Origin of the sequence: Leifsonia sp. 21MFCrub1.1 (assembly GCF_900107895.1) — a bacterium.
Taxonomy (GTDB): domain Bacteria; phylum Actinomycetota; class Actinomycetes; order Actinomycetales; family Microbacteriaceae; genus Leifsonia; species Leifsonia soli.
Genome location: NZ_LT629867.1, coordinates 3,255,690 through 3,282,191 on the forward strand (window position 1 = coordinate 3,255,690; position 26,502 = coordinate 3,282,191).

General features: G+C 69.9%; 25 protein-coding genes. 12 read left to right on the forward strand and 13 right to left on the reverse strand.

What is annotated here, in order from left to right:
- Positions 1-113 precede the first annotated feature (113 nt).
- The 5 genes from BLW09_RS15355 to BLW09_RS15375 all read left to right on the forward strand — a co-directional run bounded on the left by BLW09_RS15355 (position 114) and on the right by BLW09_RS15375 (position 4,734).
- Positions 114-527, forward strand: coding sequence for a tautomerase family protein (locus BLW09_RS15355; RefSeq protein WP_089914603.1), 414 nt, complete (start codon positions 114-116; stop codon positions 525-527).
- On the forward strand, positions 524-1,612 hold the full coding sequence (locus BLW09_RS15360; RefSeq protein ID WP_089914605.1) for a transaldolase family protein: 1,089 nt from the start codon (positions 524-526) through the stop codon (positions 1,610-1,612). Before BLW09_RS15355 ends, BLW09_RS15360 begins: the two co-directional genes overlap by 4 nt.
- A gap of 130 nt (positions 1,613-1,742) precedes the next feature.
- Positions 1,743-2,759: a substrate-binding domain-containing protein gene (locus BLW09_RS15365; protein ID WP_157696954.1), complete on the forward strand. Its 1,017-nt coding sequence runs from the start codon at positions 1,743-1,745 to the stop codon at positions 2,757-2,759.
- Between the two features lie 89 nt (positions 2,760-2,848).
- Entirely contained in the window at positions 2,849-3,949 is a 1,101-nt protein-coding gene (locus BLW09_RS15370; protein WP_157696955.1) for an ABC transporter permease, read from the forward strand.
- Positions 3,946-4,734 (forward strand): ATP-binding cassette domain-containing protein, encoded by a 789-nt coding sequence (locus BLW09_RS15375; protein ID WP_197682028.1) that lies wholly within the window; start codon positions 3,946-3,948, stop codon positions 4,732-4,734. Before BLW09_RS15370 ends, BLW09_RS15375 begins: the two co-directional genes overlap by 4 nt.
- A gap of 184 nt (positions 4,735-4,918) precedes the next feature.
- Here the strand turns inward: BLW09_RS15375 and BLW09_RS15380 are convergent, their stop codons facing one another.
- The 9 genes from BLW09_RS15380 to BLW09_RS15420 form a co-directional block, all read right to left on the reverse strand.
- On the reverse strand, positions 4,919-6,295 hold the full coding sequence (locus tag BLW09_RS15380) for an LLM class flavin-dependent oxidoreductase (RefSeq protein WP_231946895.1): 1,377 nt from the start codon (positions 6,293-6,295) through the stop codon (positions 4,919-4,921).
- Between the two features lie 2 nt (positions 6,296-6,297).
- Positions 6,298-7,446, reverse strand: coding sequence for an acyl-CoA dehydrogenase family protein (locus BLW09_RS15385; RefSeq protein WP_089914614.1), 1,149 nt, complete (start codon positions 7,444-7,446; stop codon positions 6,298-6,300).
- On the reverse strand, positions 7,443-8,402 hold the full coding sequence (locus tag BLW09_RS15390; protein WP_089914617.1) for an ABC transporter permease: 960 nt from the start codon (positions 8,400-8,402) through the stop codon (positions 7,443-7,445). Before BLW09_RS15390 ends, BLW09_RS15385 begins: the two co-directional genes overlap by 4 nt.
- Positions 8,399-9,484: an ABC transporter permease gene (locus BLW09_RS15395; protein WP_157696956.1), complete on the reverse strand. Its 1,086-nt coding sequence runs from the start codon at positions 9,482-9,484 to the stop codon at positions 8,399-8,401. The genes BLW09_RS15390 and BLW09_RS15395 overlap by 4 nt, the downstream gene beginning before the upstream one ends.
- Positions 9,477-10,991 carry an ABC transporter ATP-binding protein gene (locus BLW09_RS15400; RefSeq protein ID WP_089914626.1) on the reverse strand — a complete coding sequence of 505 codons (1,515 nt, stop codon included), beginning with the start codon at positions 10,989-10,991 and terminating at the stop codon, positions 9,477-9,479. Before BLW09_RS15400 ends, BLW09_RS15395 begins: the two co-directional genes overlap by 8 nt.
- Positions 10,992-11,011: 20 nt before the next feature.
- Entirely contained in the window at positions 11,012-12,034 is a 1,023-nt protein-coding gene (locus tag BLW09_RS15405; RefSeq protein ID WP_089914629.1) for a BMP family ABC transporter substrate-binding protein, read from the reverse strand.
- Positions 12,035-12,178: 144 nt separating this feature from the next.
- Positions 12,179-12,892 (reverse strand): GntR family transcriptional regulator, encoded by a 714-nt coding sequence (locus BLW09_RS15410; RefSeq protein ID WP_089914632.1) that lies wholly within the window; start codon positions 12,890-12,892, stop codon positions 12,179-12,181.
- An 11-nt stretch (positions 12,893-12,903) separates the two neighbouring features.
- Positions 12,904-13,998: an adenosine deaminase gene (gene add, locus BLW09_RS15415; RefSeq protein WP_089914635.1), complete on the reverse strand. Its 1,095-nt coding sequence runs from the start codon at positions 13,996-13,998 to the stop codon at positions 12,904-12,906.
- Positions 13,999-14,080: 82 nt separating this feature from the next.
- Positions 14,081-14,644: a flavin reductase family protein gene (locus BLW09_RS15420; protein ID WP_089914638.1), complete on the reverse strand. Its 564-nt coding sequence runs from the start codon at positions 14,642-14,644 to the stop codon at positions 14,081-14,083.
- A 246-nt stretch (positions 14,645-14,890) separates the two neighbouring features.
- On the opposite strand from BLW09_RS15420, the gene BLW09_RS15425 reads away from it, so the two are divergent.
- The gene (locus BLW09_RS15425; protein ID WP_089914641.1) at positions 14,891-15,310 is read left to right on the forward strand and encodes an SRPBCC family protein; all 420 of its coding nucleotides are present in this window, start codon (positions 14,891-14,893) and stop codon (positions 15,308-15,310) included.
- Positions 15,311-15,556: 246 nt separating this feature from the next.
- On the opposite strand, the gene BLW09_RS15430 is transcribed toward BLW09_RS15425, so the two are convergent.
- From BLW09_RS15430 to BLW09_RS15440, 3 genes are read right to left on the reverse strand one after another with little or no spacing between them, the layout of a single operon-like run.
- Positions 15,557-16,894: an NtaA/DmoA family FMN-dependent monooxygenase gene (locus tag BLW09_RS15430; RefSeq protein WP_089914644.1), complete on the reverse strand. Its 1,338-nt coding sequence runs from the start codon at positions 16,892-16,894 to the stop codon at positions 15,557-15,559.
- Positions 16,891-18,222: an LLM class flavin-dependent oxidoreductase gene (locus BLW09_RS15435; protein WP_089914647.1), complete on the reverse strand. Its 1,332-nt coding sequence runs from the start codon at positions 18,220-18,222 to the stop codon at positions 16,891-16,893. The genes BLW09_RS15430 and BLW09_RS15435 overlap by 4 nt, the downstream gene beginning before the upstream one ends.
- On the reverse strand, positions 18,219-19,247 hold the full coding sequence (locus tag BLW09_RS15440; RefSeq protein ID WP_157696958.1) for an LLM class flavin-dependent oxidoreductase: 1,029 nt from the start codon (positions 19,245-19,247) through the stop codon (positions 18,219-18,221). The genes BLW09_RS15435 and BLW09_RS15440 overlap by 4 nt, the downstream gene beginning before the upstream one ends.
- Before the next feature lie 146 nt (positions 19,248-19,393).
- Between BLW09_RS15440 and BLW09_RS15445 the strand changes: the two genes are divergently transcribed.
- From BLW09_RS15445 to BLW09_RS15470, 6 genes are all read left to right on the forward strand, one after another.
- Positions 19,394-20,188 carry a DUF427 domain-containing protein gene (locus BLW09_RS15445; protein ID WP_089914654.1) on the forward strand — a complete coding sequence of 265 codons (795 nt, stop codon included), beginning with the start codon at positions 19,394-19,396 and terminating at the stop codon, positions 20,186-20,188.
- A gap of 31 nt (positions 20,189-20,219) precedes the next feature.
- Positions 20,220-21,767, forward strand: coding sequence for an ABC transporter substrate-binding protein (locus tag BLW09_RS15450; protein WP_089914657.1), 1,548 nt, complete (start codon positions 20,220-20,222; stop codon positions 21,765-21,767).
- A 21-nt stretch (positions 21,768-21,788) separates the two neighbouring features.
- On the forward strand, positions 21,789-22,829 hold the full coding sequence (locus BLW09_RS15455) for an ABC transporter permease (RefSeq protein WP_089914660.1): 1,041 nt from the start codon (positions 21,789-21,791) through the stop codon (positions 22,827-22,829).
- A gap of 1 nt (position 22,830) precedes the next feature.
- Positions 22,831-23,721, forward strand: a complete 891-nt coding sequence (locus BLW09_RS15460) for an ABC transporter permease (protein WP_089914662.1) — start codon at positions 22,831-22,833, stop codon at positions 23,719-23,721.
- The gene (locus tag BLW09_RS15465; RefSeq protein WP_089914665.1) at positions 23,718-25,241 is read left to right on the forward strand and encodes an ATP-binding cassette domain-containing protein; all 1,524 of its coding nucleotides are present in this window, start codon (positions 23,718-23,720) and stop codon (positions 25,239-25,241) included. Before BLW09_RS15460 ends, BLW09_RS15465 begins: the two co-directional genes overlap by 4 nt.
- Positions 25,242-25,352: 111 nt before the next feature.
- On the forward strand, positions 25,353-25,688 hold the full coding sequence (locus BLW09_RS15470) for a hypothetical protein (protein ID WP_089914668.1): 336 nt from the start codon (positions 25,353-25,355) through the stop codon (positions 25,686-25,688).
- Positions 25,689-25,707: 19 nt separating this feature from the next.
- On the opposite strand, the gene BLW09_RS15475 is transcribed toward BLW09_RS15470, so the two are convergent.
- Positions 25,708-26,133, reverse strand: coding sequence for a hypothetical protein (locus BLW09_RS15475; RefSeq protein ID WP_089914671.1), 426 nt, complete (start codon positions 26,131-26,133; stop codon positions 25,708-25,710).
- Between the last annotated feature and the right edge of the window lie 369 nt (positions 26,134-26,502).

The following is a 26,502-nucleotide window of genomic DNA, read 5'->3' on the forward strand; positions in this document are numbered from 1 at the left end:
CGGTCTCGACCTTGAGCGGCGTTTTGAAACTAATTAGTGCGCTTGACAGGACAAACTATCAATGTGTCAGAGTAGATGCAACCACCTTCCGCCGAACCCACTCGGAGACACGCATGCCCCTGGTCAGAATCGAGCTCAATGAAGGCCGCCCGGCGGCCGAGATCCGCACCATCGCGGACGCCATCCACGACGCGATCGTCGCCCAATATCGCATCCCACCGCGCGACCGGTTCCAGATCGTCTCCGAGCGCCCGGCCGGCTCGATCATCGCCGAGGACGCGGGCTTGGGCTTCGAGCGCAGCGACGGCGTCGTCATGATCCAGATCTTCACACAGCGAGGCCGCACTGCGGAGGCAAAGGAACGTCTCTTCGCAGAGATCGCGCAGCGCCTCGAGGGCGTGGGCGTTGCGGGCGAAGACGTCTTCATCGGCTACGTGGAGAACGGTCCAGAGGACTGGTCCTTCGGCTTCGGCCGCTCGCAGTACCTCACCGGCGAGCTCGCCGTACCGTCGGCCGCCGGCGCATGACCGCCACCGACACCGCCGTCGCCAGCACGTTGCGGCGTACCGCCGAGCAGTACCCGCAGACGGCGCTCTGGAACGACTCCGCCGACCTCGCGCAACTCCGGCAGTCGATCGAGTTCGGCGCGGTCGGCGCGACCTGCAATCCCGTCATCGCCCTCTCCGTCGTCAAGGCCAACCTCGAGCGCTGGCGACCCCGGATCGCAGCCATCTCAGCCGAGAACCCCACCTGGGGCGAGTCGCAGATCGGCTGGCGCGTCGTCGAGGAGCTCTCCATCGAGGCCGCGGAACTGCTGGTTCCGGCCTTCCGGGCGTCGGGGGGACTCAATGGCCGACTCTCGATTCAAACCGACCCACGACTGCACCGCGATGCCGACGCCCTGATCGGACAAGCCGTCCGCTTCGCGGCTCTCGCCGAGAACATCATCGTCAAGATCCCCGCCACCTCGGTCGGCATTCGCGCGATCGAAGAGGCGACCTACCGCGGCGTGAGCATCAACGTGACCGTCTCGTTCACCGTCCCCCAGGCCGTGCAGGCGGCGGAAGCCATCGAACGCGGCCTGGATCGGCGCGCGGCGGACGGCCTCCCCGAACGGGAATTCGGCTCCGTGGTCACGATCATGGGTGGGCGACTCGATGACTGGCTGAAGACCGTGGCCGCGCGCGAGCGCATCCTCGTCGATCCCGGTTACCTGGACTGGGCGGGCGTCGCGGCGCTGAAGCGGGGCTATTCGATCTTCCGCGAACGCGGGTACCGCTCACGCATCCTGTCAGCCGCCTTCCGCAGTTCGCTTCAGTGGTCCGAGCTCGTCGGCGGCGACCTGGTCATCTCTCCCCCGTTCGACTGGCAGAGGCTGGTCAACGACAATGACCTCCCCGTCGAATCCCGCATCGAGCGAGCCGTGGATCCCGAAGTCCTGGACACCCTCGCACGGCGGTTCCCTGACTTCCGGCGGGCCTACGAGCCTGACGGAATGACCGTCGAGGAGTTCGACGATTTCGGGGCGACGAGGATCACACTTAGGCAGTTCCTCGACGCCGACGCGGCCCTGGACGCGCTGGTGCGCGACGTTCTGATCCCGGCGCCGTGAGGTCCGTGGTAACAATCTTGAGTAACTTTGTTCGGACATATTGACGACAGGATGTAATGCGCTCTATGGTTCCCTCAGCAACGATGCGAACCCGGTCGCCCCCTCGGCCGGTGAGAAGGGACACAGCGAAGTGAAACTCATCAACACCCGACGCGGGCTTGCGGTTCTGGCGATCGCCAGCACCGCAGCCCTGCTGGCGGCCTGCAGCTCGACCACGAAGCCGAGCTCGAACGGACTCGACGACGGCTTCGGAAAGCGCTCCGCCGACCGCAAGGCGTACTTCTTCACTTACTACAACGCCGCGAGCGACGTCTTCTGGGCGCAGATCCAGAAGGGAGCGGACGACGCTGCAAAGCTCGGCGGCCTGAAGATGGTGAATCAGACCGCCGCCGGTGACGACAGCAAGATGGTCGACCTCATCCAGGCGGCCATCGCCCAGAAGCCTGCCCTCATGTTCATCCCTTTCAACTCGGGCGAGAAGTGGGTGAAGCAGGCATGCGAGGCCCACCAGGCCGGTATCAGCATCATCGCCTACAACGTCCCGGCCCCCGACGACGGCAAAGCGTGCGTCGACGGGTTCGTCGGCCAGGACTTCACCGCGGTCGGAAAGATCCTCGGCCAGCAACTCCTGAAGGACGTCCCCGACCTGTCCTCCGGCGACACGGTCCTCCTGCCCGCCGAAGAGCCGAGCCAGCCCTACGCGATCCAGCGAGGTGGCGGCGTCCAGCAGGCGCTCGACGCCAAGGGAGTGAAGGGCGTCTACCTTCGCACCTCCGGCACCGACTCCGACGCTCTCGACGCGATGACCACCTGGTTGACTGCGCACAAGGATGTCAAGGCGATCGTCCCGCTCGGTGGGACCCCGAACCGGAACGCCGTCGCGGCAGAAGACGCGGCCGGAGTGAAGGTGCCGATCGTCGGTTTCGACACCTCTCCCCAGGTGATCGCCGCCATCAAGAGCGGGCGTGAGCTTGCGACCGCCGACCAGCAGGGCTACGTGCAGGGCTTCCAGTCGGTGATGCAGGGCGTCCTCAAGATCGACTTCGGCCTCTCGGCCGCGGACATCAACTCGGGCGGTAACGGACTCATCACCAAGGACAACGTGACCTTCCTCGAGGCGAAAGACCTCCAGGGCGTTCGCTACTGACCGGCCGGTGCACGGGAGGCGCCCCCGGCCTCCCGTGCACCACCTCTCACTCACCCACTGGCCGGCAGGCCACTTCCGAAGGACAAACCGTGTCGACTCATACCCCGACCCCCGAGCCTCCCAGCACCACACATGTACTCACGGCACCGGCAACCGCCCCCATCTCAGCCGCCGCCCGAACCCGGCTCGCCGACAACGTCCCGAATACTATCTCGGGCAAGTTCTTCGAGAGCATCCGCTATATCCGCGGCCGCGGCGCCCTGGAGATCGGCCTGATCACCCTTGTCGTAACGCTGGGCTTCTGCATCGCCGCCGTGGTCGCACCCGATTCGTTCCCCTTCCTCGACCCGGCCAACCTGCAGGGCGTGATCTTCCAGTCGATCCCGGTGTACGCCATCCTTGCCATCGGGACCGGAATCCTCATGATCGCCGGAGAGTTCGACCTCTCCCTCGGCGCCAACTTCGGCCTCTCGGCCATCGTGTTCGTCCACACGGCCAATGTCGCCGGCTGGGTCGCCGGCTTTTTTGCAGCCCTCGCCACCGGCACAGCGATCGCCCTCATCAACGGGCTGGTCGTCGTCATCACCAAGATCCCGTCGTTCATCGCCACCCTCGGTCTCGGGTTCTTCTGGACCGGGATGGCGTTCGTATTCAATGGGACGATGCCCGCGATCCTCTCCGCAGACGGCACAACGACGACCGTCTTCGCCGGCGACCTCGGCTTCGTCCGGTCGCAGCTGATCTGGCTGACGGTGATCGGTGTCACCGGCTGGCTCTTCCTCCACCGGCACAAGACCGGAAACGCCATCTTCGCCGTCGGCGGAAACGCCGCAGCCGCGAAAGCGATCTCAATCAACCCGGCCAGAATCAAGCTCCTCTCCTTCGCGCTGCTCGGCGCACTGGTCGCGATCGCTGGAGTGATCACCGCCGTCCGCACCACGAGCATCCAGCCGGGAACGACGGACACCTACACCCTCATGTCCGTCGCCGGCGCTGTCGTCGGCGGGTGCTCTCTCAACGGCGGACGCGGATCCATCATCGGTATGGTCATCGGCGCTGCGCTCATCCAGCTCATCCAGGACGGCCTCATCCTCGCCAACGCTCCGGGCTTCTACGTTCAGCTGTTCGTAGGCCTGCTCATCGTCGTCGCGGCCGTCGCCAACAAGCTCTTCGAAGGAAAGGCATCGTGACCGTGGACAATGACGACTATCTCCTCCGCGTCGAGGGCATCACCAAGACCTACGGTGCGAACACCGTCCTGCGCGACGTGAGCTTCGATGTCGGAAAGGGGGAGGTCGTCGGCCTTCTCGGCGACAACGGCGCCGGCAAGTCGACGCTCGTCAAGATCCTTTCCGGCGTCGTTCCCTACTCCAGCGGTGCGTACTACTGGGACGGCGCGCCGGTTCCCCGAGTCGATCGCAGGGTCACCGAGGAGAACGGGGTGGAGACGATCTTCCAGGACTCCGCGCTCGTACCATCCCTCTCGATCACAAGAAACATCTTCATGGGGCGGGAGGTTACAAACCGACTTGGTTTCATGAAGCTGAAGCAAATGGACGCGATTGCCACGGACATCCTCGACTCGGTCGTCACCATTGAGGGCATCAAAAGCTCGAAGCAACTCGTCAGTTCACTCTCCGGCGGTCAGGCGCAAGCCGTGGCGATCGCGCGCGCCGTGCACTTCAAGCGGCGACTACTCATCCTCGACGAGCCGACCAGCGCTTTGGCGGTACGCGCCACTGAGGCTCTACTCGCCTATCTTCGCCAGTTGAAAACTGAAGGGGTATCGAGCCTCCTCGTCACCCATAACCTTCACCACGCACACCAGGTTTGCGACCGGCACATCGTCATGAACCATGGACGAAAAATCCTTGATGTCCGGCGCGAAGATACCTCGGTCGAAGAGCTCACCGCCGCCGTCGTTGGCGGAGTCGACGGAGTGCGCAGCTACCGCGAAGGGGGCGCCCAGGAGTAGGCGTGCGAGCGGCGGGCCGTAAGCGGCCGGTGAGGCAACGCGGCTGCCACATTGCATGAAGACTTCACAAATGGCCCGCACACAACGCGTGCAGTCCGCTCGATGCCCACGTGACGGAGAATGCCATGATTAACACCGACGCCGCTGCCGGCAGCCGCGACTGCTTGAGGTTGCCGAAAGCGGCCTATCCCTCACCGAAGGCGGCACGCCGGAACCCGCGGGCGCGGTGCTCGTCGGGGAGGAACGGGCCCTTGCCGAACACCTTCTCGCGCAGGGTGCCCTCGCGGTACTCCGACTGCATCAGCCCGCGCTTCTGCAGCACCGGCGTGATGTGGTCGACGAAGTCCTCGAACGAACCCGGCGAAACCACGTACTGCACGTTCATGCCGTCGACGCCCGCGTCGTTCCAGGCCTCGACGTGGTCGGCGATCTGCTCCGGCGTGCCGACGACCCGGAGGTTGCCGAACCAGCGGACCAGCTCGCCGATCGTGTACCTCGGGTTTGGGGACATCGCGATCAGCTTGCCGACGATGCCTTCCTGGCCTTCCGGCCGCTTGGCGATCTCGCCGATGGGCTCCTTCGGGTCGAGCTGGCTGAAGTCGTAGCCGAGGAAGACGCTCTGCTTGGCGAGGTTGGCGTCGATGCTCTGGAAGTCGGTGATCTCCTCGTGCAGGCGCCGCGCCTCCTCCTCGGTGCTGCCCACCACGAAGCCGAGGATGCCGAACAGCTTGACATCGTCGGGGCGGCGACCGTGCCGCACGGCCGCCGCGCGCACGTCCCGGACCACCGGCTCGGCCTCCTGCGGGGTCAGCGCGTTGATGAACAGGCCCTCGGCGTTGCGCCCGGCGAAGTCGCGGCCGCGCGGCGAGACTCCGGCCTGGATGAGGAACGGCGTGCGCTGCGGCGACGGCTCGGTCAGGTGCGGCCCCACCACGTCGTAGAACGGGCCCACGTGGTTGATCTCGTGAACCTTCGCCGGGTCGGAGTACTGCTGCCGTGCCGTGTCGCGGACGACGGCGTCGTCCTCCCACGACGCCTCCCAAAGCTTGTAGACGACGTCGATGTAGTCGTCGGCCCGCGCGTACCGGTCCTCGTGTTCGGGCAGACCGCCGAAGCCGAGGTTGCGGCCCGCCCCCGGCAGGAAGGTGGTCACGATGTTCCACGCGATCCTGCCGCGGGTGAGATGGTCGAGCGTCGACATCTTGCGGGCGAAGGCGTACGGCGGCTCCTGGAGGATGTTCTGCGTCAGCACGAAGCCCAGGTTCTCGGTGGCGTACGCCAGCGCCGGGATGAGCTCGCCCGGGTCATTGATGGGGAACTGCATCCCGCTGTACACCGCCCGCTCCCGCGAGCCCTCGAAGGTCTCGTACGGCGCCAGCACGTCGGCGAAGAACAGGGTGTCGAAGCGACCGCGCTCCAGCAGCCTGGCGACGTCCGCCCAGTAGTGGACATCGTTGTACCGTAGCTGCTCGCTGCCCGGCCACGCCCACATCCCCTGGTCGTGGTGCGACACGGAGAAGATGTTGAAGGCGTTGAAGATCATCCGCTGCCGGTCCGCCACGATCAGGCCACCTCCGCCTCGTCCGCCGGCTCGGGTTCGACGCCGAGCACCTCCTTGCCGATCTCCGTCGCGAGCACCTCGGTCGAGTAGGCCATGAGCTGGCCGGCCTGCGCGTTGCGGAGGTGCCGCTGGATCGGCGACTGCTTCAGGTACCCGGAGGCTCCGCCCACGCGGACCCCGAGCTGGGCGACGTCGACCGCGACTTTGTTGGCGAGGTACTTGGCACGCGACAGGTTGGAGAAGAACTCCGGCCGGCCGGCGTCCGCTTCGGCGAGCGTGCGCTGGAAGAAGGCGTGCACCGCCTCGAGCCTCGACTGCGCGTCGGCGACCTCGTGCTGGATCCACTGCTGGTGGGACAGCGGCTTGCCGAGGATGGCGCGGTTGCGCGCGTGGTCGACGAGCGCAGCCAGGGCTGCGTCGGCGATGCCGAGCGAGATGGCGGGCAGCCCGGCCGGTACGGCGGCGAAGTCGCCCGGCTGCGGGGAGCGGCCGCGGAACTCCTCCCGCAGGAGCGTGTGGTCGAAGGACAGCAGCTGGCTGCGGGTCGCGCGCAGGCCGAGCGTGTCCCAGATCGGGATGATCGTCACGGTGTCGTCGGGGATGACGGCGAAGAAGGTGGGGACGCCGTCGACGAGCGCGTTGACGAGGAGGTAGTCGGCGATCTCGCTGCCGGAGACGAACCGCTTGGTCCCCGCGAGCAGCCAGCCGCCGTCGGCCGGGCGCGCCTCCTGCTGGGGGTTGAGGAACCGGTTGCCGCTGGTGGGCTCCGAGAGCGCGTTGGCGAAGCGCTTGCCGGCCAGGAGTTCGTCGGAGAAGAAGCTCCCCCGGCGCTCGCGCGTCAGTTCGGCGAGGCCGACCGCGGCACCGGTGTGCATGGTCACGATGGTGGCGGTGGAGGGATCGGCGGCGGCGAGCAGGCGCACCGCCTCGCCGAAGGCCTGGTAGCTGAGGCCGGTTCCGCCGAGGTGCTCGGGTAGGACGGCGGCGTCGAGCCCGGCGTCGTGCAGTGCGGTCAGGTTGCCGACCGCGATCTCGGCGCGCTCGTCGTACCCGGCCGCCGCCGCCTCGAAGCCGGTGGCCAGCTCCGCGACGGCGTCGAGCAGCTCTCTCTCGCGGGGCGGAAGGTCGTGCAGGCTGGTGGGGGCGGTCATCGGACTCCTTCGGGTTCGGGTGCAGCGGAGGGCAGAGGGGAGGTGACGGAGCGCGATGCGCGCGACCGCCGCCAGACTCGGCGGGAGACGACGCAGAGCACGAAGAGCGTCGCGAGGTACGGCAGGGCCTGGAAGAGTTCGACGGGCAGACCGAGGCTCTGGGTCTGTGCAAGCAGCGCCAGGCTGTTGAAGAACGAGAAGAGCAGCGCGCCGGCGATCAGGCCGGCCGGCGTCCGTCGGCCGATGATGACCACGGCGAGGGCGATGAAGCCCGTGCCTCCGGTCATGCCCGGCGAGAAGGTGCCGATCTCGGCGAGGGGGACGGTCGCTCCCGCGAGCCCCGCGAATCCCCCGGCGATGATGGCGGCGACAACGCGGAAGCGGACGGGGGCGATGCCGCGGGTCCGCGCGACGGCCTCGTCGTCGCCGACCGCGCGGAGGCGCAGGCCGAAGCGGGTGTGGTCGAGGACCAGCCAGGACAGCACGACGAGCACGAGCGACAAGTAGAAGAAGACGCCCGCCCCGGCGAGACCGGGACCGATCACCGGGATGGGCTCGATGAGCGGCAGGTGCAGCGGCGGCTGCGTCTGCACGGTCTGGTTGGTGTGACCGGCCGGGTTGATCGCCTGGTAGAGGAAGACGCTGAGTCCGGTGCCGAGGAGGCCGATCGCGATACCGACGATGATGATGTCCGCCTTGGCGAGCGCAGACGCGACCCCCATGAGCAGACCGAGGACGAGCCCGGCCAGGATGCCGGCGAGCACCCCTGTCCACACTCCGCCCAGGTGGGAGCCGAGGACGCCGAGAACCGCTCCGAGCAGCATCATCCCCTCAATGCCGACGTTGAAGCCGCCGGTGCGTTCGAGGAAGATCTCGCCGAGGCCCGCGATGACGATCGGCGCACACAGTGCCAGGGCGCCCGACAGGACGACGGTCCAGAAGTCGACCGGACTCATGCGGCCACCTCCGCCTTGGCGGCGACGGAGTCGGCGCGCTCCCGGCCGGTGATCTTGACGGCCGCGAGCGCCAGCGCCGCGGTGAGGAGCAGGATCCCCTGGGTCACGGTGCCGATGGCGGTCGGGACGGTGCCCGTGACGATCTGCACGCCGGCCGCCCCGGTCCCGAGCGAGGCGTAGACCACGGCCGCCAGCGCGATGCCGATCGGGTTTCCGCGGCCGAGGACGGCCACCGCCAGGCCGGCGAACCCGATGCCGCTTGAGACGTCGGGCTCGAGACGCTGGGTCACTCCCGCCACCTGCATCCAGCCGGCCAGGCCCGCCGTGGCACCGGAGACGATCATGGCGGTGAGCACGGCACGACGGGGAGTGAGCCCGAGTCGGGCGGCCAGGAGCGGCCGCGAGCCGTAGACGTCGAGCACGAACGCCTGGCGCGTCCGCGACCACCACCACAGTGCGACGAGCAGCACCGCGACGAGCACGATGCCGATATGGATGCGGCCGGCGACCGGCAGCATCGGCAGCTGCGACGGGACGGGGAGGGGCGGGCTCTGCGGGCTCGCGTTGGTCGCCGGATCCCGCAGGACCGTCCGCAACAGGTACGTCAGCAGCGAGACGGCGAGATAGTTGGCCAGCAGGGTGAACAGGATCTCGGTGACGCCCCAGCGCAGTTTCGCGACGGCGGCGGGGAGCGCCCACAGCACGCCCCCGACCACGCCGGCGAGGGCGCCGAGCGGAAGCGCGACGACGGGACTGGCCGACGGGCCGAGCAGGAGGGCGAGCGCGGTCGAGAAGACGGCGCCGACGATCGCCTGGCCCTCGGCGCCGATCGTGATCACGTCGGCACGCAGTGCGACCGAGACTCCGATGGCGACGAGGGCGAGCGGGGTCGCGTCGGCGAGGGTCTGGGTGAGGTTGTAGCCGTCGCCGAAAGCGCCCGTGAACCAGCCGCTCAGGGCCATACCCAGATCGCCCCCGGTCGACGCGACCAACGCGAGGACGACCGCGAACCCCGCGACCACGTACAGGAGCGCGATCAGGTAGCCGCGACGACGACGCGCGAACGCCAGTAGGTCACTCATCGCGCACTCCGTCCGCGGCAGCGCCGGTGAGCCCGGCCATCGCTCGGCCGACGCGGGTGCTGTCGAACTCATCGGCCTCGAACCGGTCCACGATGCGTCCCTTCGAGAGGATCAGGATGGTGTCGGCCAGTTCGCGGATCTCGTCCGTGTCCGCGCTGACCAGCAGGATGGCGGCGCCCGCTGCGGCCGCCGAGCGGATCTCGCCGCGGATGACCGCGCCAGCGTGCAGGTCGAGTCCCTGGGTGGGGCCGTGCAGCACGGCGACGGCCGGGCTCCCGTCGAGCTCGCGACCGACCAGAAGCTTCTGCTGGTTGCCGCCCGACAACGCCCGGGCGGGCAGGTCGGGGTCCGCGGGCCGCACATCGTGACGCTCGAGCAGCGCCGAGGTGAACGACCGCGCCGCCTTCCAGTCGATCAGCCCGTGGCGGAGGAATCGGCGGCCGCTGCCCAGGGTGCGCAGCACGGCCGACCGGGTGAGCGGAGCATCCGGCAGCACGGCCTGCTCGCGTGCCTCCGGAACATAGGCCAGCCCCGTCTCGGCCGCCTTCTCGGGGCGGCCGCCGACCGGGGCGCCGTCGACGAGAACGGCGCCGGAGGCCAAGGTCAGGACGCCGGCCGCCGCCTCCGCGAGGGCGGTCTGGCCGTTGCCGGCGACACCCAGCACGCCCACGATCTCACCACCGCGGACATCCAGGTCGATGCCGTCGATCCGGGCGCCCGCGCCCGAGGCCGAGACTCCCTCCAGCCGCAGCCGGGTCTCCCCCGCCAGGTCGTGGACGCGCCGCGGGACGGCGGGGACCGACCCGACCATCGCGCGCACCAGTTCGTCGTCGGTGACCTCGGAGACGCGCGCAGCAAGGGTCACCCTGCCGTGCGAGAGCACCGTCACGTCGTCGGCGACCTGGCGGACCTCGTCCAGCCGGTGCGTGATGAGCAGGACGGAGTAGCCGCTCCGGGCGAGTGCCCGCACCCGGTCGAACAGGGCGGCGGTCTCGAATGGCCCGAGGGCCGAAGTCGGCTCGTCGAGCAGCAGGATGCGCGCCCCCTGCGCCAGCGCGATGGCCAACTCGCCGAGCTGTCGCTGCGCGAGACCGAGCTCGCGCACGCGCACGTCGGGGCGGACGGCCAGTCCGGCCTGGTCCGCAGCCTCGCGCAGCAGCCGGGCGGCGCGACCGCGGCGGGCGATGCGCTCCGGCTGGCCGAGGATGAGGTTCTCGGCCAGGGTCAGCTCGGGGATGAGGCTGAGCTGCTGCGCGACCAGGCCGATGCCGCGCTCGATCGCGGCCTGGCGGCCGGCGAAGGCCACCGGCTCCGCGCCGACGGCGACACTTCCTGCCGTCGGCCGCTCCAGGCCGGCCAGGATCTTCAAGGCGGTCGACTTGCCCGCACCGTTCTCCCCGACCAGCGCGTGGACGCTGCCCGCCTCGAGCCGCAGCTCGACATCGTGCAGCACCTGGGCGCCTCCAAACGACTTGGAGACGCCCAGGAGCGCGAGTGCGGACGACATCGGGATCCGGTCCGGTTCGATCAGCCGACCGACGGGATGGTCACCTCGCCGCTGGCGAGCTTCTTCGCGAGCTCGTCGACCTGCGCGGCGATGTCCTTCGGCAGCTGCGGCGCGGCATCCACCGGGTTGATGTCGGCGAGGATCAGGCCCTTGTTGGCGATCGTCGACGTGTACGAGTGCTTGCCGAAGTCGCCCTTGTCGAGGTGACCGACGATCTCCTCGAGGGTGGGCGTGAAGTCCAGCTTCACCAGGCCGATGTTGACCTGCTTCGCGTCCGAGGACGAGGTGCTCGAGGCGCCGAGGGTGGCGATCCCGGCCGCCTTGGCCGCGGAGAGCACGCCGGGGGTGTAGCCCTCCGCGCCGGTGACGATCAGCTTCGCGCCGGCCGCGATCTGCGCCTTCGCGGCCTGGTTCGCGAGGGCCGGGTCCTCCCAGCTGCCGGTGAAGATCGGCTTGAGCTCGGTCGCCGACGGGTTCGCGGCCTTGAGGCCAACGGTCAGCGCCTTGTACGTGGTCTCGTTGAACGGCGCCAGCTGGCCGTCGACGACGCCGACCGGCGAGAGACCGGACTTGCCCGCCACCCAGCCGGTCAGGTAGCCCTGCTGGTCGCTCGCGTACGTCCAGGTCTCGACGTTGGCGGTGGCCTTCTTCAGGATGTCGACGGAACCGGTCGCGACGAAGTGCGCCTTCGGCTGCTCCTTCGCCACGGTGAAGACCGAGTTGGCGAAATCGAGGCCCCAGCCGATGATGAGGTCGTAGCCCTGCGAGGCGTACTGGCGGAACGCCGCCTCAGCGTCGGAGGAGCTCGTCACGGACTCGCGGATCTGGGCCTTGATCTCGCCCTTCTTCTCGAGGGCGTGGGCGGCGTCGGCCGCGTACTGGTTAAATCCGCCGTCGTTGGCCAGGCCGCCGAGCACGACGGCGACCTTCAACTCGTGGGCGGAGGTCGCGTCTCCGCCGGCCGACGCCCCCGAGGAGCAGGCGGCCAGCACGGCGACGACGGGAACGGCGAGCAACGGAGTGAGGAGGGAGCGCAGCTTCATGGCGGGCGCCTTTCGTCGGGTGTGAGGGGGCAGTCACGGAATGTGGGTGCGCAACTTGTCGATAAGTTTGCCCAGCCCACGCGATCGGCGCGATACGACCCGAAACAAAACGCCACACTCCGCCGCGAGCGACGGATCAGAGGCTCAGACCCCGTCCCACGGCGGCCGAACCGTGCGGGCGAACGAATAGCGGACGACCTCCGGGAGGTGGTGCTCGAACGCGTAGAACAGCCGGCGTCCGCTCACGGAGACGCCGATGAGCTCGAACGTCATCACCGGCGTGCCCTCCGGCCGCTCCAGCAGGGCGGCCTGCCCGGCGTCGAGAGCCGCTGCACCCGGTGTCGCCACCTCCCAGACCAGGGACTCGTTCCACACCTGCGTGACGGCGGTGAACACGGAGTCGTCGAGCTCCCGCGGGGCGCCGTCGGGCAGCAGCAGGTAGCCGGAGGCGAGCATCGCCGGGCGGCCGTCCGCACGCCAGCGCTTGACGCTGCGGAGCGCAGGGCTGCCGGGCTCCGCGTCGAGCAGCGCGGCGATCGACGGGGGGAGCGGCTCCACCTCCGACCGCAGGATCTCGACCTCGGCCTCGTAGCCCATGCGGGAGAGCAGCACCGTGTGCTCGAACTGGTCCTCCAGCCGCACGCTCATGCGCAGGCCCACCTGGTCGACCGTGGTCGGTGCACCCTGCCGCCTGCGGAGGATGCCCTGCCGCTCCAGCTCCGCCAGGGCGTTGCGCAGCTGCTGACGCGTGCAGCCGAGCCGGGCGGTCAGCTCCAGTTCACCGGGGAGGGGTGCGTTGGCCGCCGCCGCCTCCCTGACCTCGCGCAGGAGCTGGTTGTGGAGGCTGCGGTCGGTCACAGTCTCCGAATCTAGCGGCTGAGCGCCGACGGGCGCAGGCCCGCCTCGAGCCGGGCCTTCGTGGCGTCGTCGGCGAAGCTCGCCGCGATCGAGGCCCGGGCGAAGCCGACGAGGTCGTCCTGATCGAGCCCGAAGGTCTCCGCGCACACCGCCCAGTCGGCCTCGAGCGTGGTGCCGAGCGGGGCCGGGTCGTCGGTGTTGATCGTCACGTTGACGCCCGCGTCGCGCAGCGCGACGAGCGGGTGGTCCCGCCAGTCGTCGTAGATGCCCAGCACGACGTTCGACCGGGGGCACACACCCAGCGGGATCTGCGTGTCGGCAAGGTAGCGCAGCAACTCCGGGTCCTCCACCGCCCGCACCCCGTGGTCGATGCGCTCGGCGTGGAGCAACTGGATGGCGTCCCACACGCCCTCGGGCCCGCTCGACTCCCCGGCGTGCACCGTCCGCCGGAAACCGGCCTCCTTCGCCAGCGAGAACGCCTCGGCGAACCGGCCGCTGACGCGTCCCGCCGACCGCTCGTCGCCGTCGATCGACAGGGCGACGACGCGACGGGGGCGCGCGTCGCGCAGCCACTCGACGACCTCGCGGGCCTCGGAGGCCGACTGCTGGCGCAGCAGCGAGTAGCAGAGGCGGACCTCGGCCAGGCCGTCCTGCTCCGCCTGCTCGAGTCCGGCCGCCAGCGCGTCGAAGAGCTCGGGGACGCGTCCCGCCCACGCTCCCCAATGGGTCGGGTTGATGATGGCGTCTGTGTAGCCGATGCCGGAGGCGGTCTGGCGGGCGGCGAAAGTGTAGGCGTGCCGGGCCGCCTGCTCGGCGGTGCGGACGAGCCCGCACTCCCAGTCCAGGAACCGGAGGAAGTCCGCGAGGTCGCCGGAGCCGTCGCTCGCGTCGTGCGTCGACACGTCGAACAGCGTGGCCGCGGGGCCGGGCAGGCGCTCCCCTGCGGCCTTGGCGAGGTCGAGCAGATCCACCAGTTCGAAGTTGCCCTCGAGGTGCACGTGCGTCTCCGCCTTCGGAAGTGCGCGGATCCAGGTCTCGTCGATCCGGCGGGCGGGCCCGGCGGCGCGGGTTGCGGGCAGTGTGGAGGCGACGGCGTCGGCGGGCATGGGCGAGGGCGGTCCTTTCGGCGGGTGGCCCGCCGACTCTATTCGCCGCCGCGGCTTGTTGACAAGTTCGGGTCGACCTGTGTCAGACGGGCAGCCGCGACGCCTTGCCGAGGCTGTGCCACGTGCGGTTGTGGTAGACCAGCGGCGCTGCCGCCTCCTCGCGCACGTGCGACTGCAGCGCGTGCACCGCCACGATGGTGGAGTTCCCCGCGCTCATCGTGTCGACGACGCGACCGCGGATCCACGCGTGCGCGGCGGGGAAGTAGGGCTCGCCCGTCACCAGCCGGGTCCAGATGCCGGTGTCGGCGAACCGGTCGACCCCGCTCGTGGCGCACAGCTGCGCCAGGTCGAGCTGGTCCTCCGCCAGCAGATGGACCACCACGTTCTCCGCCCGGAGCAGGGTCGGCGCGCTCGACGAGTGCGCCGAGATCGAGAAGACCAGCAACGGAGGCTCGGCGCTCACCGAGAAGACGCTCGTCGCGGTGAGCCCGACCGGGCCCTCTCCATCGTCCGCAGTGATGACCGCGACACCCGCGGCATGGTTGCGGAACGCGAGCTTGAACTCGTCGGCGGTCAGGCCCAGCGGGAACCGGGCGGCCGGCTGCTCGTCGACGGCGGTGGATTCTGCGGCTCGCAGCTCGGTCATGGACACTCCTCCGACGGGTGCTCAGGGCACGGGACAGGTGGCGCTCATCATGCGCCCCACCGCGCCAGTTGCGTGCACCCGTGTTACGCCGCTTTACGCCGGTTCATCTTTCGCAACGTTTCCTGGTCGTCGTGATCGGCACCTCCTAACGTGGTCGCATCGCGGCGATCCGGGCGGTCCCGGGCCCCGGCAGCAGACCAGGGGCGTTGCGGGTTCGACTCCCGCCGTCGCGTCGGAGGTGACGAGATGCTCGCGAACGACGACGTCGCCGAAGTGCGCGCCGAGACGACCGTGGCGGCCGCCCCGGCGGTGGTGTTCGACGCGCTGACGAAACCCTCGCTCCTCGGCCGCTGGTTCGCCGATCGGGCCGAGGTCTCCCTCCGCCCTGGTGGTTCGCTTGAGATCGTGCGCGACGGGAGGAGCGCCTCCGGTCACATCCTCGACGTCGTGATCCCGAGGCGGCTGCTCATCGCCTGGGATGCCGTGCAGGAGAGCCCGGTCGTCTTCCCCGGATCGGAGCTCGAGTTCTTCGTCTCCGCCGCCGACGGCGGCTCGCGCGTGCAGGCGGTGCTCTGGAAGGTGCCGGGCAGCCACGCGGACGCCTACTCCGCCGAGCTCTCCGCACAACTGGCCCGGCTCGCCGCGCTGCGACTTTTCGCTTTGTGACGGGCGCGGGCGACACGGCGTTCCCATCGGCGTAGCCTGCCGCCACATCGCCGGAGGAGGATCGCCATGAGCCTGGATCACTGGTGGGTCTGCGCACGACCGTTGACCGAGCGCGTCGGCACCCGGGGCGGTTGCCCAGAGGACGACGTGCGGCTCATCGGATGGCCGCATCCCGGGCCGTCCGAGCGACGTGAGCACGCCGCCCGGACCGAGCCCGAGGCCGAGGGGCGCGAGCCGGGAACCGGGTCACACCCCCACTGACAGCGCCCCGCTCCGCTCCGGGCGCTTCAGCCCGAGGCGGTCGCGCAGGGTGCCCGGCGTGTATTGCTCGGGGGTGAGCCCACGGCGCTGCAGCTCGGGCGTCACCAGCTCCACGAAGCGGTCCAGGCTGTACGGCAGCGTGAGCGACTGGACGATGAAGCCGTCGGCGGCGCGACCCTCCACCCGCTCCTCGATCTCGTCCGCGATGTCGGTCGCCGTGCCGACGACGATCCCCTCCCGGAACGTCCGTGCATACACCTCGCGCGGGGTCCGCGGGCCGGTCGGGGCCCGGAGGGCGTCGACGCGGCGGTTCGGCGACCGGGACTCGTTCGAGGTGTCGATCTGCTGCTCGTACTCGAACGGCTCGTCGGCCGACCGGCCGGTGAGGTCCTGCCCGATCGAGTGCGACACGTCCTCGACGATGAGCGCGTCCGGCGTGGAGGCGAGGAGGCTCTCGGCCAGGTCCTCCGCCTCGGCGCGCGTGCGCCCGACCACCGGCTGCAGGGTCGGGAGGATGTGGAACGCGTCCGGGTCGCGCCCTGCGTCGCTCACCTGCTCCTTCAGCCCGCGGTAGAACGCCTGCGCTTCCGGCAGCGGGCGGTACCCGGCGAACACCGCGTCCGCGGTCACGGCGGCGAGGTGCTGACCGGCCGGCGAGCCGCCGGCCTGGAACTGCACCGGGTAGCCCTGCACGGGCCGTGCGATGTTGAGCGGACCCCGGACCGTGAAGAACTCGCCGCGATGATCGGCCGTGCGCAGGCGGGAGCGGTCGGCGAAGATCCCGCTCTCCTTGTCGGCAGGGAAGGCGTCGTCGTCCCAGCTGTCCCAGAGCTCCTCGACGGTGCGGACGAACTCCTCGCCGCGCTCGTACCGGCGGGAGTGGTCGAGGTGGCTGTCGCCGCCGAAGTTGCGCGCCTCCTCGTCGTAGCGGGAGGTGACGAGGTTCCAGGCGGCGCGTCCGCCGCTCAGGTGGTCGAGCGAGGCCAGCGCCCTGGCGACGTGGTACGGCTCGTTGTACGTGGTCGAGATCGTCGCCGCCAGGCCGATGTGCTTCGTGTGCACGGACAGCGCGGAGAGCAGCGTGAGCGGCTCCAGCCGCAGCTGCCCGTAGTGGTCGACGCCGGAAGGGTGGCGATCCCAGAAGTAGAGTCCGTCGGCCAGGAAGATCGTGTCGAAGACACCGCGCTCCGCGGTCTGCGCGAAGTGCTTGTAATGGTCGATCGTCAGGTGCCGGTCGGGCCGTGCGGTCTCGTGCCGCCAGCCGGTGACGTGCGCGCCGCCCGGGTGGAAGGCGAACGCGCCGAGGTGGATGCGTCTGGTCATGCGGCGTACCTGCTCTCCGGTCGGGCGAGCCCCAGGTGCTCGCGCAGCGTGTCCCCGGCGTACTCGGCCGGGTACACGCCCCGGTCGGTCAGGCGCGGGACGATCTCGGTCACGAAGTCGAAGAGGCTGTCCGGCAGCGTAGGGAACATCAGGATGAAGCCGTCGGCGGCCCGCTCCGTGTACGCCTCGACCAGCCGGTCGGCCAGCGAGTCCGGCGTGCCGAGGACGAAGCGCCGGCGCAGCACCTCCCGGTAAAGCTCGCGCAGCGTGAACTCGCGCTCGCCCAGCACCTTCAGGATGGACGCGTACAGCGACTTCGACTGGTTGAAGCCCGCCGGGTCGGCGTCGAAGACGAACGGCTCGTCGAGCTCGCGCCGGCCGAGGTCCTCCCCGAGCCAGTGCGAGAGCAGGTCGAGGGCGACGCGCTCCGGGGTCAGCTCCTCCAGCAGGCGCAGCTTCTCCTCCGCCTCTGCCTGCGTCCGGCCGATGATCGGCTGTAGCGCGGGCAGCACCTTCACCGCCTCGGGGTCCCTGCCGGCTCGGCGAGCGCGGAGCTTGTAGTCCTTGTAGAGCCGCCGCCCCTCCTCCAGGTTGTCCGAGCCGAGGGTGAAAACGGCGTCCGCCGTGCGGCCGGCGAGCGCTCGTCCCGCCTCGGAAGCGCCCGCCTGGAACAGCGGGAGGTGTCCCTGCGGCGGCCGCGGGATGTTGAGCGGCCCACGCACCGACAGGAACTCGCCCTCGTGCCCGAGCACGTGGACCTTGTCCCGGTCGGCGAAGATCCCGGTCGCCTTGTCGTGCGGGAAGGCGTCGTCGTCCCAGCTGTCCCACAGCCCGTGCACGACCTCGACGAACTCCTCGCCGCGCCGGTAGCGCACCGCGTGATCCAGGTTGGCGTCGCGGCCGAAGTTGCGCGCCTCCTCGTCGCTCGCGCTCGTCACCAGGTTCCAGGCGGCCCGGCCGTCGCTCAGGTAATCGAGCGAGGCGAGCTTGCGGGCGACGTGGTACGGCTCGTTGTACGTGGTGGAGATGGTCGCCGCAAGGCCGATCTTGGTCGTGAGCTGCGAGAGCGCGGAAAGCAGGGTCAGCGGCTCCGGACGGATGTTGACGCCGTGGTCGACGCCGGACTCGTAACGGTCCCAGACGTACAGCTCGTCGGCCAGGAACACCGTGGCGAACCGCCCGGCCTCCGCCGTGCGGGCGAAGTCCGCGTAGTAGTCCAGCTCGAGGTAGCGGGTCGGCTCCGCGGCGGGCGAACGCCATCCGGTGATGTGCTCCCCGCCCGGGTAGAAGAGCCCGGCGCCGAGGACGAGGGGATGCCGCGCGGTCATCGTCCGACCCCCACGAGAGCGGGCGACGACCAGCCGAGGGCCGGCGCGATCTCGGCGGTGAACTGATCGAGCGCGTCGTGGCGCTGCGCGAAGCTGCCGTAGACCAACTCCAGCTGCACCTGCAGGTGGGTCGTGGACCGGAAGGCGGGATGCGTGGCGATCGACTCCACGATGTCGTCCGTCGTGCCGTAATGCAGCCCGAGCGACGCCGCCTTCTCGGCCAGCGTCGTCGCTGGAGGCAGGAAGTCCTTGCCCCACGCCCACTTGCGTTCGATGCCCTCCTCGGCGCCGCGCAGCGCCTCCTCCCGGGTGCGGGCGGGGAGGACCAGGGTGGACAGACCGAGCCGTGGGAGGGCCCCGGGCGGGAGCCCGTCGAGGTAGGCGGCGGCGGTCGTCTCGGCCGGCACCGTCTGCGTGGTGCCGACCAGCACGCCGTAGCCGCGCTCCCCCGCGGCCCGGGCGCTCTCCGCGGTCAGAGTCGCCTCCCAGATGCGCTCCGTCAGGCTCGGCGCGACCGGGGCGAGGGTGTGTCCGTCGGCCGTCAGCGGATCGCCGCGCAGCGCGCCGAGCAGCACGTCGAGAGCGTCGAGGAACCGCTGCCGGCGATCGTCGCGGTCCTCCGGCAGCGACCGGCCGAGCGCCTCGGCCGTCCCCGGGGCGCCGACGCCGTTCGCGACCCCCAGCTCGAGCCGGCCGCCGCTGATCGCATCCAGCACCGCCGCATCCTCCGCGACGCGCACCGGGTCCTCCAGCGGCAGGGTGATCGCGGCCGTGCCGAGACGAAGCCGCTCGGTGCGCTCGGCGAGCGCGGCCAGCAGCACGAACGGCGACGGGAGGCCGCCGGAGCGGGCGCTCCCGGAGCTGCGGAAGTGGAACTGCCGGACCCAGGCGTAGCCGAAGCCGGCCTTCTCGGCATGCTCGAACAGGCGAAGGAACTCGAGGTACGACTCGGCCTCGCTCGACTCCTCGGCGAAATGCGCGAAGAGGCCGAGCTGCAGCGGCGCGTCGACGATCCGATCAGTCACGACAGGGCTCCGATTCTCGTGGAAGGCCGCCACTGTAGACACGCCTGCGGCCGATCCGTCTCGCCGTGTTTCGCCGTGTGTCGGAAATGTCGTTGTGTGTCGCCAGGGCTGGCGCCGCACGGACACGACGGGTTTGGGTTCTCCCCATGTCGAACGAACAGACCTGGCTACCGCCGGTCACCGAGACCCTCGTGCAGCGGTTCCCCGCCTACCCGGACGTGTGGAGCTTCCACCCCAGCGAGCGCTGGGTCCGCGGCTTCGTGGACGGCACGGCCGTGGTGGACAGCCACCGCCAGCTCCTCGTCTGGGAGCCGCGCCACAAGGTTCCCGAGTACGGCTTCCCGGTCGAGGACGTGCGCACCGACCTGCTGGTCGAGACCGACCCGCCGGAGGGCGACCTCGGCTACTACCGGCCGCGCCGGCCGCCGGCGCAGTGGTTCGACCTCCGGGTCGGCGACCGGGTCGTGAAGCATGCGGCCTGGCGCTGGGCCGCCCCCGAGCTCTCCGGCTTCCTCGGCGTGAGCTGGTTCCCCGGCGTGCTCGACCGCTGGCTAGAGGAGGAGCAGCCCGTGTTCGCCCACCCGCGCGACCCGTTCAGCCGGGTGGACGCGCTGCCGAGCAGCCGCCGCGTCACGGTCTCCCGCGACGGCGTCGTGCTGGCCGATAGCGACGAGACGGTCGTGGTGTACGAGACCGGGCTCATCCCGCGCTACTACTTCCCGCCGGAGCACGTCCGCTTCGACCTCCTGACCCCCGGCACGACCGTGACCGAGTGTCCGTACAAGGGCCGCACCACCGGCTACTGGGGCACCGCGCACGGAGCCCTCGACGACATCGCCTGGACCTACGGCGAGCCGTCCACCGACGTGATGGCCATTGCCGGGCGCATCGCCTTCTACACAGAACGCCTCAACCTCACGGTCGACGGCGTACCCGCCTGACCCACCCATCCCCCACCAGGAGAACCCGAACATGACCACCCCCACCACGATCCCGCGACGACGCATCACTGCGCTCGCCGCCACCGTCGCTGCGGCCGCCCTGCTGCTCGCCGGCTGCGCGTCCACCCCCGCGTCGTCCTCGTCCACCGGCGGAGCAAGCGGGACCTACCGCATCCCGATCTCGGACCCGGGCGGCGACATCGACCCGCTGACGGCCGCCGACTACAACGCCATGCTGCTCACCGGGCTCGCTCAGGAGGGGCTCATCAGCCTCAACGCGAAGGGCGCCCTCGTCCCGCGCCTCGCCACGTCGTGGAAGCCGTCCGCGGACGGACTCACCTGGACGGTGGACCTACGCCACGGCGCCGAGTTCAACGACGGCAGCCCGGTGACGGCGAAGGACGTCGTCTCCACCTTCCAGGCGATCACCGCAGCCGACAGCACGTCGCCGGGCAAGAGCTCGTTCGACGGCATCTTGAAGTCCGTCGCGGTCGGGTCCGACGACCAGACCGTGACCTTCACGCTCGACCGTCCGTTCTCCGACTTCCCCCGGCTGCTGACCGGCGCGAACACCGCCATCCTGCCCGCCGGCTACACCCCGGGCGACTGGCTGAAGCATCCCGTCGGTGCCGGCCAGTTCGTGCTCGACAAGTACACGCCGGGACAGGGCGCGAAGTTCTCCAAGAACCCGAAGTACTGGGATGCGAAGGACGTCAAGGTCGCCGGGGTCGAGCTCAAGGTCTACGCCGACAGCCAGGCCGAGCTGCTCGCGTTCCAGGCCGGTGAGATCGACAGGATCGACCAGACCAGCGAGGTCGCCGCCGCCGTCAAGGCCTCCGACTACACCGAGGTCAGTTCCGGCTACAACAAGTTCGACGGCATCTTCCTCAACGTCACCGCCGCCCCCTTCACCGACGCGAAGGTCCGCCAGGCGGTGGCCTGGGCGATCGACCGGAAGGGCCTGGTGAAGAACGTCTACGGCGGCAACGCGGTCGTGGCGAACGACACCGTGTACATCCCGGACTACCCTGTCCAGCCCCATGGGCTCGACCAGCGCGAGAAGGACACGACCAAGGTCGCCGAGCTGCTCGGCGGCAAAACGGTGTCGTTCGACATCACCACCGACAACAAGCTCTACGGCGAGGTGCTCCAGCAGCAGCTCAACGCCGTCCCCGGCTTCAAGGTCGGGCTGAAGGTGCTCACCAGCGAGCAGTACTACGCCGACGGCGCCGACTCGCCCTGGCTGAACGCCCCCCTGACGATCACGAACTGGGCGGTGCGCGCGCCGTCGCAGTACATCTCGCTGATCTTCACCGCGGGGGCGGCGTGGAACGCCTCCCACTACTCCAACCCGCAGCTGGAGGCGACCTCGGCCGCGTACGACAAGGCGACCGACGAAGCGACCAGGCAGAAGCTGGTGAACGAGATCGCCTCCACGGAGTGGAACGACCTCGCGGTCATCGTGCCGACCTTCGCCAAGGCCAAGGTGCTGCAGAACAAGCGGGTGCACGGGCAGTTCCCCGGCGCTCTCGACTTCTACACCGGCTACTCCTTCAAGGGCATCTCGATCACGGGCTGACCCGCCGAGACGACGACCGACATGACAACGACCAGCCCCCGTCTCCGCGACCGCGATCCGGCGCGGCGGCGGGGGCTGTCGTCGCTCCCGCCGCGCCATCTCGCGCTGGCCGGTGTGATCGGGCGGCGCGCCGTCCAGATCCCGCTCGTGCTGCTCGTCGTGTCCGTGCTCGTGTTCTGGCTGGTCCAGGTCGTCCCCGGCGATCCCGGACGGAACGCGCTAGGCCCGTACGCCACGGCCGCCCAGGTGGCGGCGTGGAACGCGGAGCACGGGCTCGACGGCGGCATCGTCGAGCGGTACCTGCACTGGCTCGGCGGCTTCCTCACCGGCGACTGGGGCACCAGCATCGTGTACGCGGAGCCCGCCTCGCAGCTCATCCTGAGCCGCCTGGGCAACTCCCTGCTGCTGGGAGCCCTCGCCTTCGCCCTGATGGTGCCGGTCGCGATCGCGCTCGGCGCGGTGCAGGCCTACCGGGAGGGCAAGCGGACCGACCGCGTGATCACGATCGTGCTGATGTCGCTGTCCGCGGTGCCGGAGTTCGTCATCGGCATCGTGTTCCTCATCGTGTTCGCCGTCTGGCTCGGCTGGGTGCCCGTGAGCTCCGCGGCGGACGCACTGTCCTCCGACCCGCTGCTGCACCTGCGGGCGATGATCCTGCCCGCGGTCACACTCGCGCTCGCGTACCTCGCCGTCCTGGTGAGGATGGTGCGGACGGGCACACTCGACACCCTCACCTCCCAGTACCATCGGACCGCCGTGCTCAAGGGGCTCCGGCCCGCCCAGGTCGTGCGCGCACATGTCGCCCGCAACGCCCTGGTGCCGACGATCTCCCTGCTGGGCATCTACCTCGGCACGCTGCTCGGCGGCTCCGCCATCGTGGAGTCCCTGTTCGGCTACCCCGGGCTCGGGGCCCTGCTGGTCACGGCGACCCAGAAGAAGGACATCGTGCTGCTCGAGGCCGGGGTCATGGTGACCGGCGTCATCTCGCTGCTGGCGCTACTGCTCACCGACGTCGTCTTCGCGCTCGTCGATCCGCGCATCCGATTCGACTCGAGGGAGTGACATGGCGATCGAAGACCTCCGGCTGACCGCCACGGGAACCCCCGGCACGGCCAGTGCCCCCACGACCGAGACGCGCGCCCGGCGCGGCACCGTCGTGCGCCTGCTGCGGCGTCCCACCTTCGTCGTGAGTGCGGTCGTCGTGCTGTTCTGGGTCGTCGCGGCCGTCGGCTGGCGCTGGTTCGGGCTGCAGCCGTTCGCGGACACCGGTCGCCAGCTGGCCGCCCCCTCCGGCGCGCACTGGTTCGGCACCGACGACATCGGCCGGGATGTGTTCGCGCGCGTGCTCGCCGGCGCCGAGCCCGCGCTCGCCATCGGGCCCGCCGGAGTCGTCCTGGCGACGGCGCTCGGCAGCACGATGGGCCTGATCGCCGGCTATCGGCGCGGCTGGGTGGATGCGGCCTTCATGCGTGTCTTCGACGTCTTCCTCGCCCTGCCCACGCTGATCTTCCTGCTCGTCATCGTCGGGGCGTTCGGCGCAGGGGTGCCGACTCTCATCCTCACCGTCGGACTGGTCTTCGCGCCCGCAATCGCGCGGATCGTCCGCGCGGCGGTGCTCACCGAGATGGGCAAGCGGTACATCGTGACGGCCCAGCTGCAGCGGGAGTCGACCAGCCGCATCCTGTTCTGGGAGCTGCTGCCGAATGTCTTCCCCACGATCCTCATCCAGGCGACCCTCAGCCTCGCGGCGGCCATCTTCCTGTCGTCGTCGCTGTCCTTCCTGGGGCTCGCGTCGGCGCCGCCGTCTCCGGACTGGGGCCTCGCGATCAGCGACAACCGCGCTTACCTCCAGAGCGCGAGCTGGACCGTCCTGTTCCCCGCCGCCGCGATCGCGTCCCTGGTCGTCGCCGTGCACCTGATCGCGGACAACCTGAAGGAGGTGCTGGACCGGTGAGCGAAGCCGTCGTCCGCGTCGAGGGGCTCCGCGTCGACTACACGATCGACGGCGATCGCCGCCGGGTGGTCGAGGATGTCGACCTGACCATCCACGCCGGGGAGTCGTACGGACTGGTCGGCGAGTCCGGGTCGGGGAAGAGCACGATCGCGCTGGCCCTCACCCGGTACCTGCCCGCCAACGCCACAGTCGCCGCCGACCGCCTGGAGATCGCCGGCGACAGAGTGTTGCTGCTGGACCGCGAGAGCCTGCGGCGATACCGCGCCGACTCGATCGGGGTCGTCTACCAGGAGCCCGGCCTCGCCCTGAACCCCACGTCGACGGTCGGCGCGCAGCTCGCCGAGGTGTTCGCCGTCGCAGGCGCCTCTCGCGCGCAGGCACGGGCGGCCGCGATCGAAGCGGCCCGCGACGTCGACCTCCCGCATCCGGAGGAGATCGTCCGCCGATACCCGCACGAGCTCTCCGGCGGGCAGCAGCAACGGGTGGTGATCGCAATGGCGCTGGCGACGGACCCGCGGCTGCTGATCCTCGACGAGCCGACGACCGGACTCGACAGCCGGGTGGAGGCGGGCATCCTCGCCCTTATCGAGCGCCTGCGCCGGGAGAGGCGTTTCGCGACCCTGCTGATCAGCCACAACCTCCCGCTCGTCGCATCGCACTGCGACGAGGTAGCCGTGCTCCAGCGGGGCAGGATCGTCGAGCGGGCCGAGGCGACGCGCGTGCTCACCCGGCCCACCCATCCCTATTCACGCGACCTCGTCGCGGCTCTCCCCTCGATGGAGGGCAGCACCTCCCGCCGTCCCGGCCCGCGCGTCCCTCTGCTGGAGCTGCGGGACGTACGGAAGGACTTCGGGCGCAAGTCCGCGCTCGACGGCGTCTCCCTCACCGTCGGCGCCGGCGAGATCGTCGGCTTGGTCGGAGAGTCCGGCAGCGGCAAGTCGACGCTCGGCCGGATCGCCGCCGGGCTGACGTCCCACCAGGGCGAGCGGATCCTGCACACGGGGGCGCGCATCCCCGTGCAGGTCGTGTTCCAGAACCCGGACGCCTCGCTCAACCCGAGGCGGACCGTGCGCCAGGTGCTCACCCGCTCCATCCGCCTGCTCGGGGGCGACACGGACGCAGGCCGGCTCGCGGACACCGTCGGGCTCCCCGGCCACACGCTGGACAAGCTCCCGCACGAACTCTCCGGCGGCCAGAAGCAGCGTGTCGCCATCGCGCGCGCCTTCGCGGGGCCCGTGCCGCTCGTGGTGTGCGACGAGGTCACCTCGGCGCTGGACGTCTCGGTGCAGGCGAAGATCCTCGACCTGCTCTCGGACCTCCGGGAGCGCACGGGCGTCGCGTACCTGTTCGTCAGCCACGACCTCGCCGTCGTGCGCTCGCTCGCCGACCGGATCGTCGTGCTCAACGGAGGGCGCGTGGTAGAGGAGGGGCCGGCGGACGACGTCATCCGCTCCCCGAGGGAGGAGTACACGCGCGAACTCGTGCAGGCGGCGACCGCCCTGCGTGCCGCTCTGGCGTAGAGCCGGCCGGGCTCGCCGCCGCGTGTTTCACCGTGTGACGGCTCAAATGACACGAAGTGGATGCGGCTCTTATCCTCGGTAGACCGCACGCGACAGACAAAGAAGGACACCGTGACCCGTCAGCCCAGCCCCACCGCACAGGACGCCCTGCTCCGGGCCGCCTCCGGGCAGGGTGCAGGCATGTTCGACGACGGCTACGCCCTCCACCCCATCGCACGGCAGGCCGCGATCTCCACGCCGTCGCACTGGGTGGACGCGTTCGTCGTCTCGGCGAGCGAGGACGGCTGGATCGACCTCGCCGGCTTCACGGGGGAGAGCCTCCGCTGCTGGCACTTCGACGATTTGAGTGAGGTGCTGACGCCCGGCACGCCCGTCGCCGTGCACGCGCTCTACGGCGTGCTCACCGCCGGCGACGAGCTGCTGAACGTCAGCCTCGCGCAGTCTTGAGCCGGTAGGCCCGCAGCGCTCACATCGCCATCATGGGCTTCATCGACGCCATCATCGCGTCGCAGGCGTCCGCGCAGTTCATGCACACCTGAGCGCACATCGTCGCGCTCGCGCTGTCGCCCATCGCGCCGCAGTCGGCCGCGCACGCACGGCACATGGCCGACGTCGCCTGCAGCATGGCCATCATCGCGGCCATTTCGCCCTCGTTCGTCGGCATCGGGCGCAGCATCATCCGCATCATCGTGTTGCACATCTCGGCGCAGCTCATGCACATCGCAGAACCCGACATCCCGTCCGCCGACATCCAGCCGGCGCACATCGTGCACGCCTGCTCACACGCCGCGCACGCCTCGATACATCGCTGCATCACCGTCATGTCCATGCCCGCCATCGGCCCCTCGGCCGAGTCGCTCATCATGGACATCATCCGACCGGTCTCATCCATCGCACACTCCCACTCCCGCCGACACGAGAGAGGCAGGTCGCCTCAGACCACCGTGCCGTTCCACACAAGAAGATAGGAGCGCGCACCGGCGGCCACAAGATGGAACCACGGTCCCACGGCGGACGCGCCGCAGGTCGTCGGGCGCCCTAGCGGAACAGATCACGAGTCGGCAAACCCATCCCATCGGGAACTTCAGACAGGCCATCTGCTGAACTGCGGGACTGAGGTCCAGAAGCGTGCGAGTGCCACTCCTCCCGCAGGGTGAGGTCGGCACGGGGAGCGCCGTCGGGGATAAAGTTCCAATGTGGTCGAAGCCCGCACGACAAGCCGGCAGGGCGGCGGCCCGATTGCAGCGTGCGCAACCCGTCG

Bases quoted from the DNA above. Each gene is read 5' to 3' on its own strand.
- BLW09_RS15355 (WP_089914603.1), top strand. From the start codon at position 114: ATGCCCCTGGTCAGAATCGAGCTCAATGAAGGCCGCCCGGCGGCCGAG.
- BLW09_RS15450 (WP_089914657.1), top strand. From the start codon at position 20,220: ATGACCACCCCCACCACGATCCCGCGACGACGCATCACTGCGCTCGCC.
- BLW09_RS15445 (WP_089914654.1), top strand. From the start codon at position 19,394: ATGTCGAACGAACAGACCTGGCTACCGCCGGTCACCGAGACCCTCGTG.
- BLW09_RS15385 (WP_089914614.1), bottom strand. From the start codon at position 7,446: ATGACCGCCCCCACCAGCCTGCACGACCTTCCGCCCCGCGAGAGAGAG.
- BLW09_RS15425 (WP_089914641.1), top strand. From the start codon at position 14,891: ATGCTCGCGAACGACGACGTCGCCGAAGTGCGCGCCGAGACGACCGTG.
- add (WP_089914635.1), bottom strand. From the start codon at position 13,998: ATGCCCGCCGACGCCGTCGCCTCCACACTGCCCGCAACCCGCGCCGCC.
- BLW09_RS15390 (WP_089914617.1), bottom strand. From the start codon at position 8,402: ATGAGTCCGGTCGACTTCTGGACCGTCGTCCTGTCGGGCGCCCTGGCA.
- BLW09_RS15435 (WP_089914647.1), bottom strand. From the start codon at position 18,222: ATGACCGCGCGGCATCCCCTCGTCCTCGGCGCCGGGCTCTTCTACCCG.
- BLW09_RS15475 (WP_089914671.1), bottom strand. From the start codon at position 26,133: ATGGATGAGACCGGTCGGATGATGTCCATGATGAGCGACTCGGCCGAG.
- BLW09_RS15460 (WP_089914662.1), top strand. From the start codon at position 22,831: ATGGCGATCGAAGACCTCCGGCTGACCGCCACGGGAACCCCCGGCACG.
- BLW09_RS15360 (WP_089914605.1), top strand. From the start codon at position 524: ATGACCGCCACCGACACCGCCGTCGCCAGCACGTTGCGGCGTACCGCC.
- BLW09_RS15455 (WP_089914660.1), top strand. From the start codon at position 21,789: ATGACAACGACCAGCCCCCGTCTCCGCGACCGCGATCCGGCGCGGCGG.
- BLW09_RS15395 (WP_157696956.1), bottom strand. From the start codon at position 9,484: ATGAGTGACCTACTGGCGTTCGCGCGTCGTCGTCGCGGCTACCTGATC.
- BLW09_RS15400 (WP_089914626.1), bottom strand. From the start codon at position 10,991: ATGTCGTCCGCACTCGCGCTCCTGGGCGTCTCCAAGTCGTTTGGAGGC.
- BLW09_RS15405 (WP_089914629.1), bottom strand. From the start codon at position 12,034: ATGAAGCTGCGCTCCCTCCTCACTCCGTTGCTCGCCGTTCCCGTCGTC.
- BLW09_RS15430 (WP_089914644.1), bottom strand. From the start codon at position 16,894: ATGACCAGACGCATCCACCTCGGCGCGTTCGCCTTCCACCCGGGCGGC.
- BLW09_RS15420 (WP_089914638.1), bottom strand. From the start codon at position 14,644: ATGACCGAGCTGCGAGCCGCAGAATCCACCGCCGTCGACGAGCAGCCG.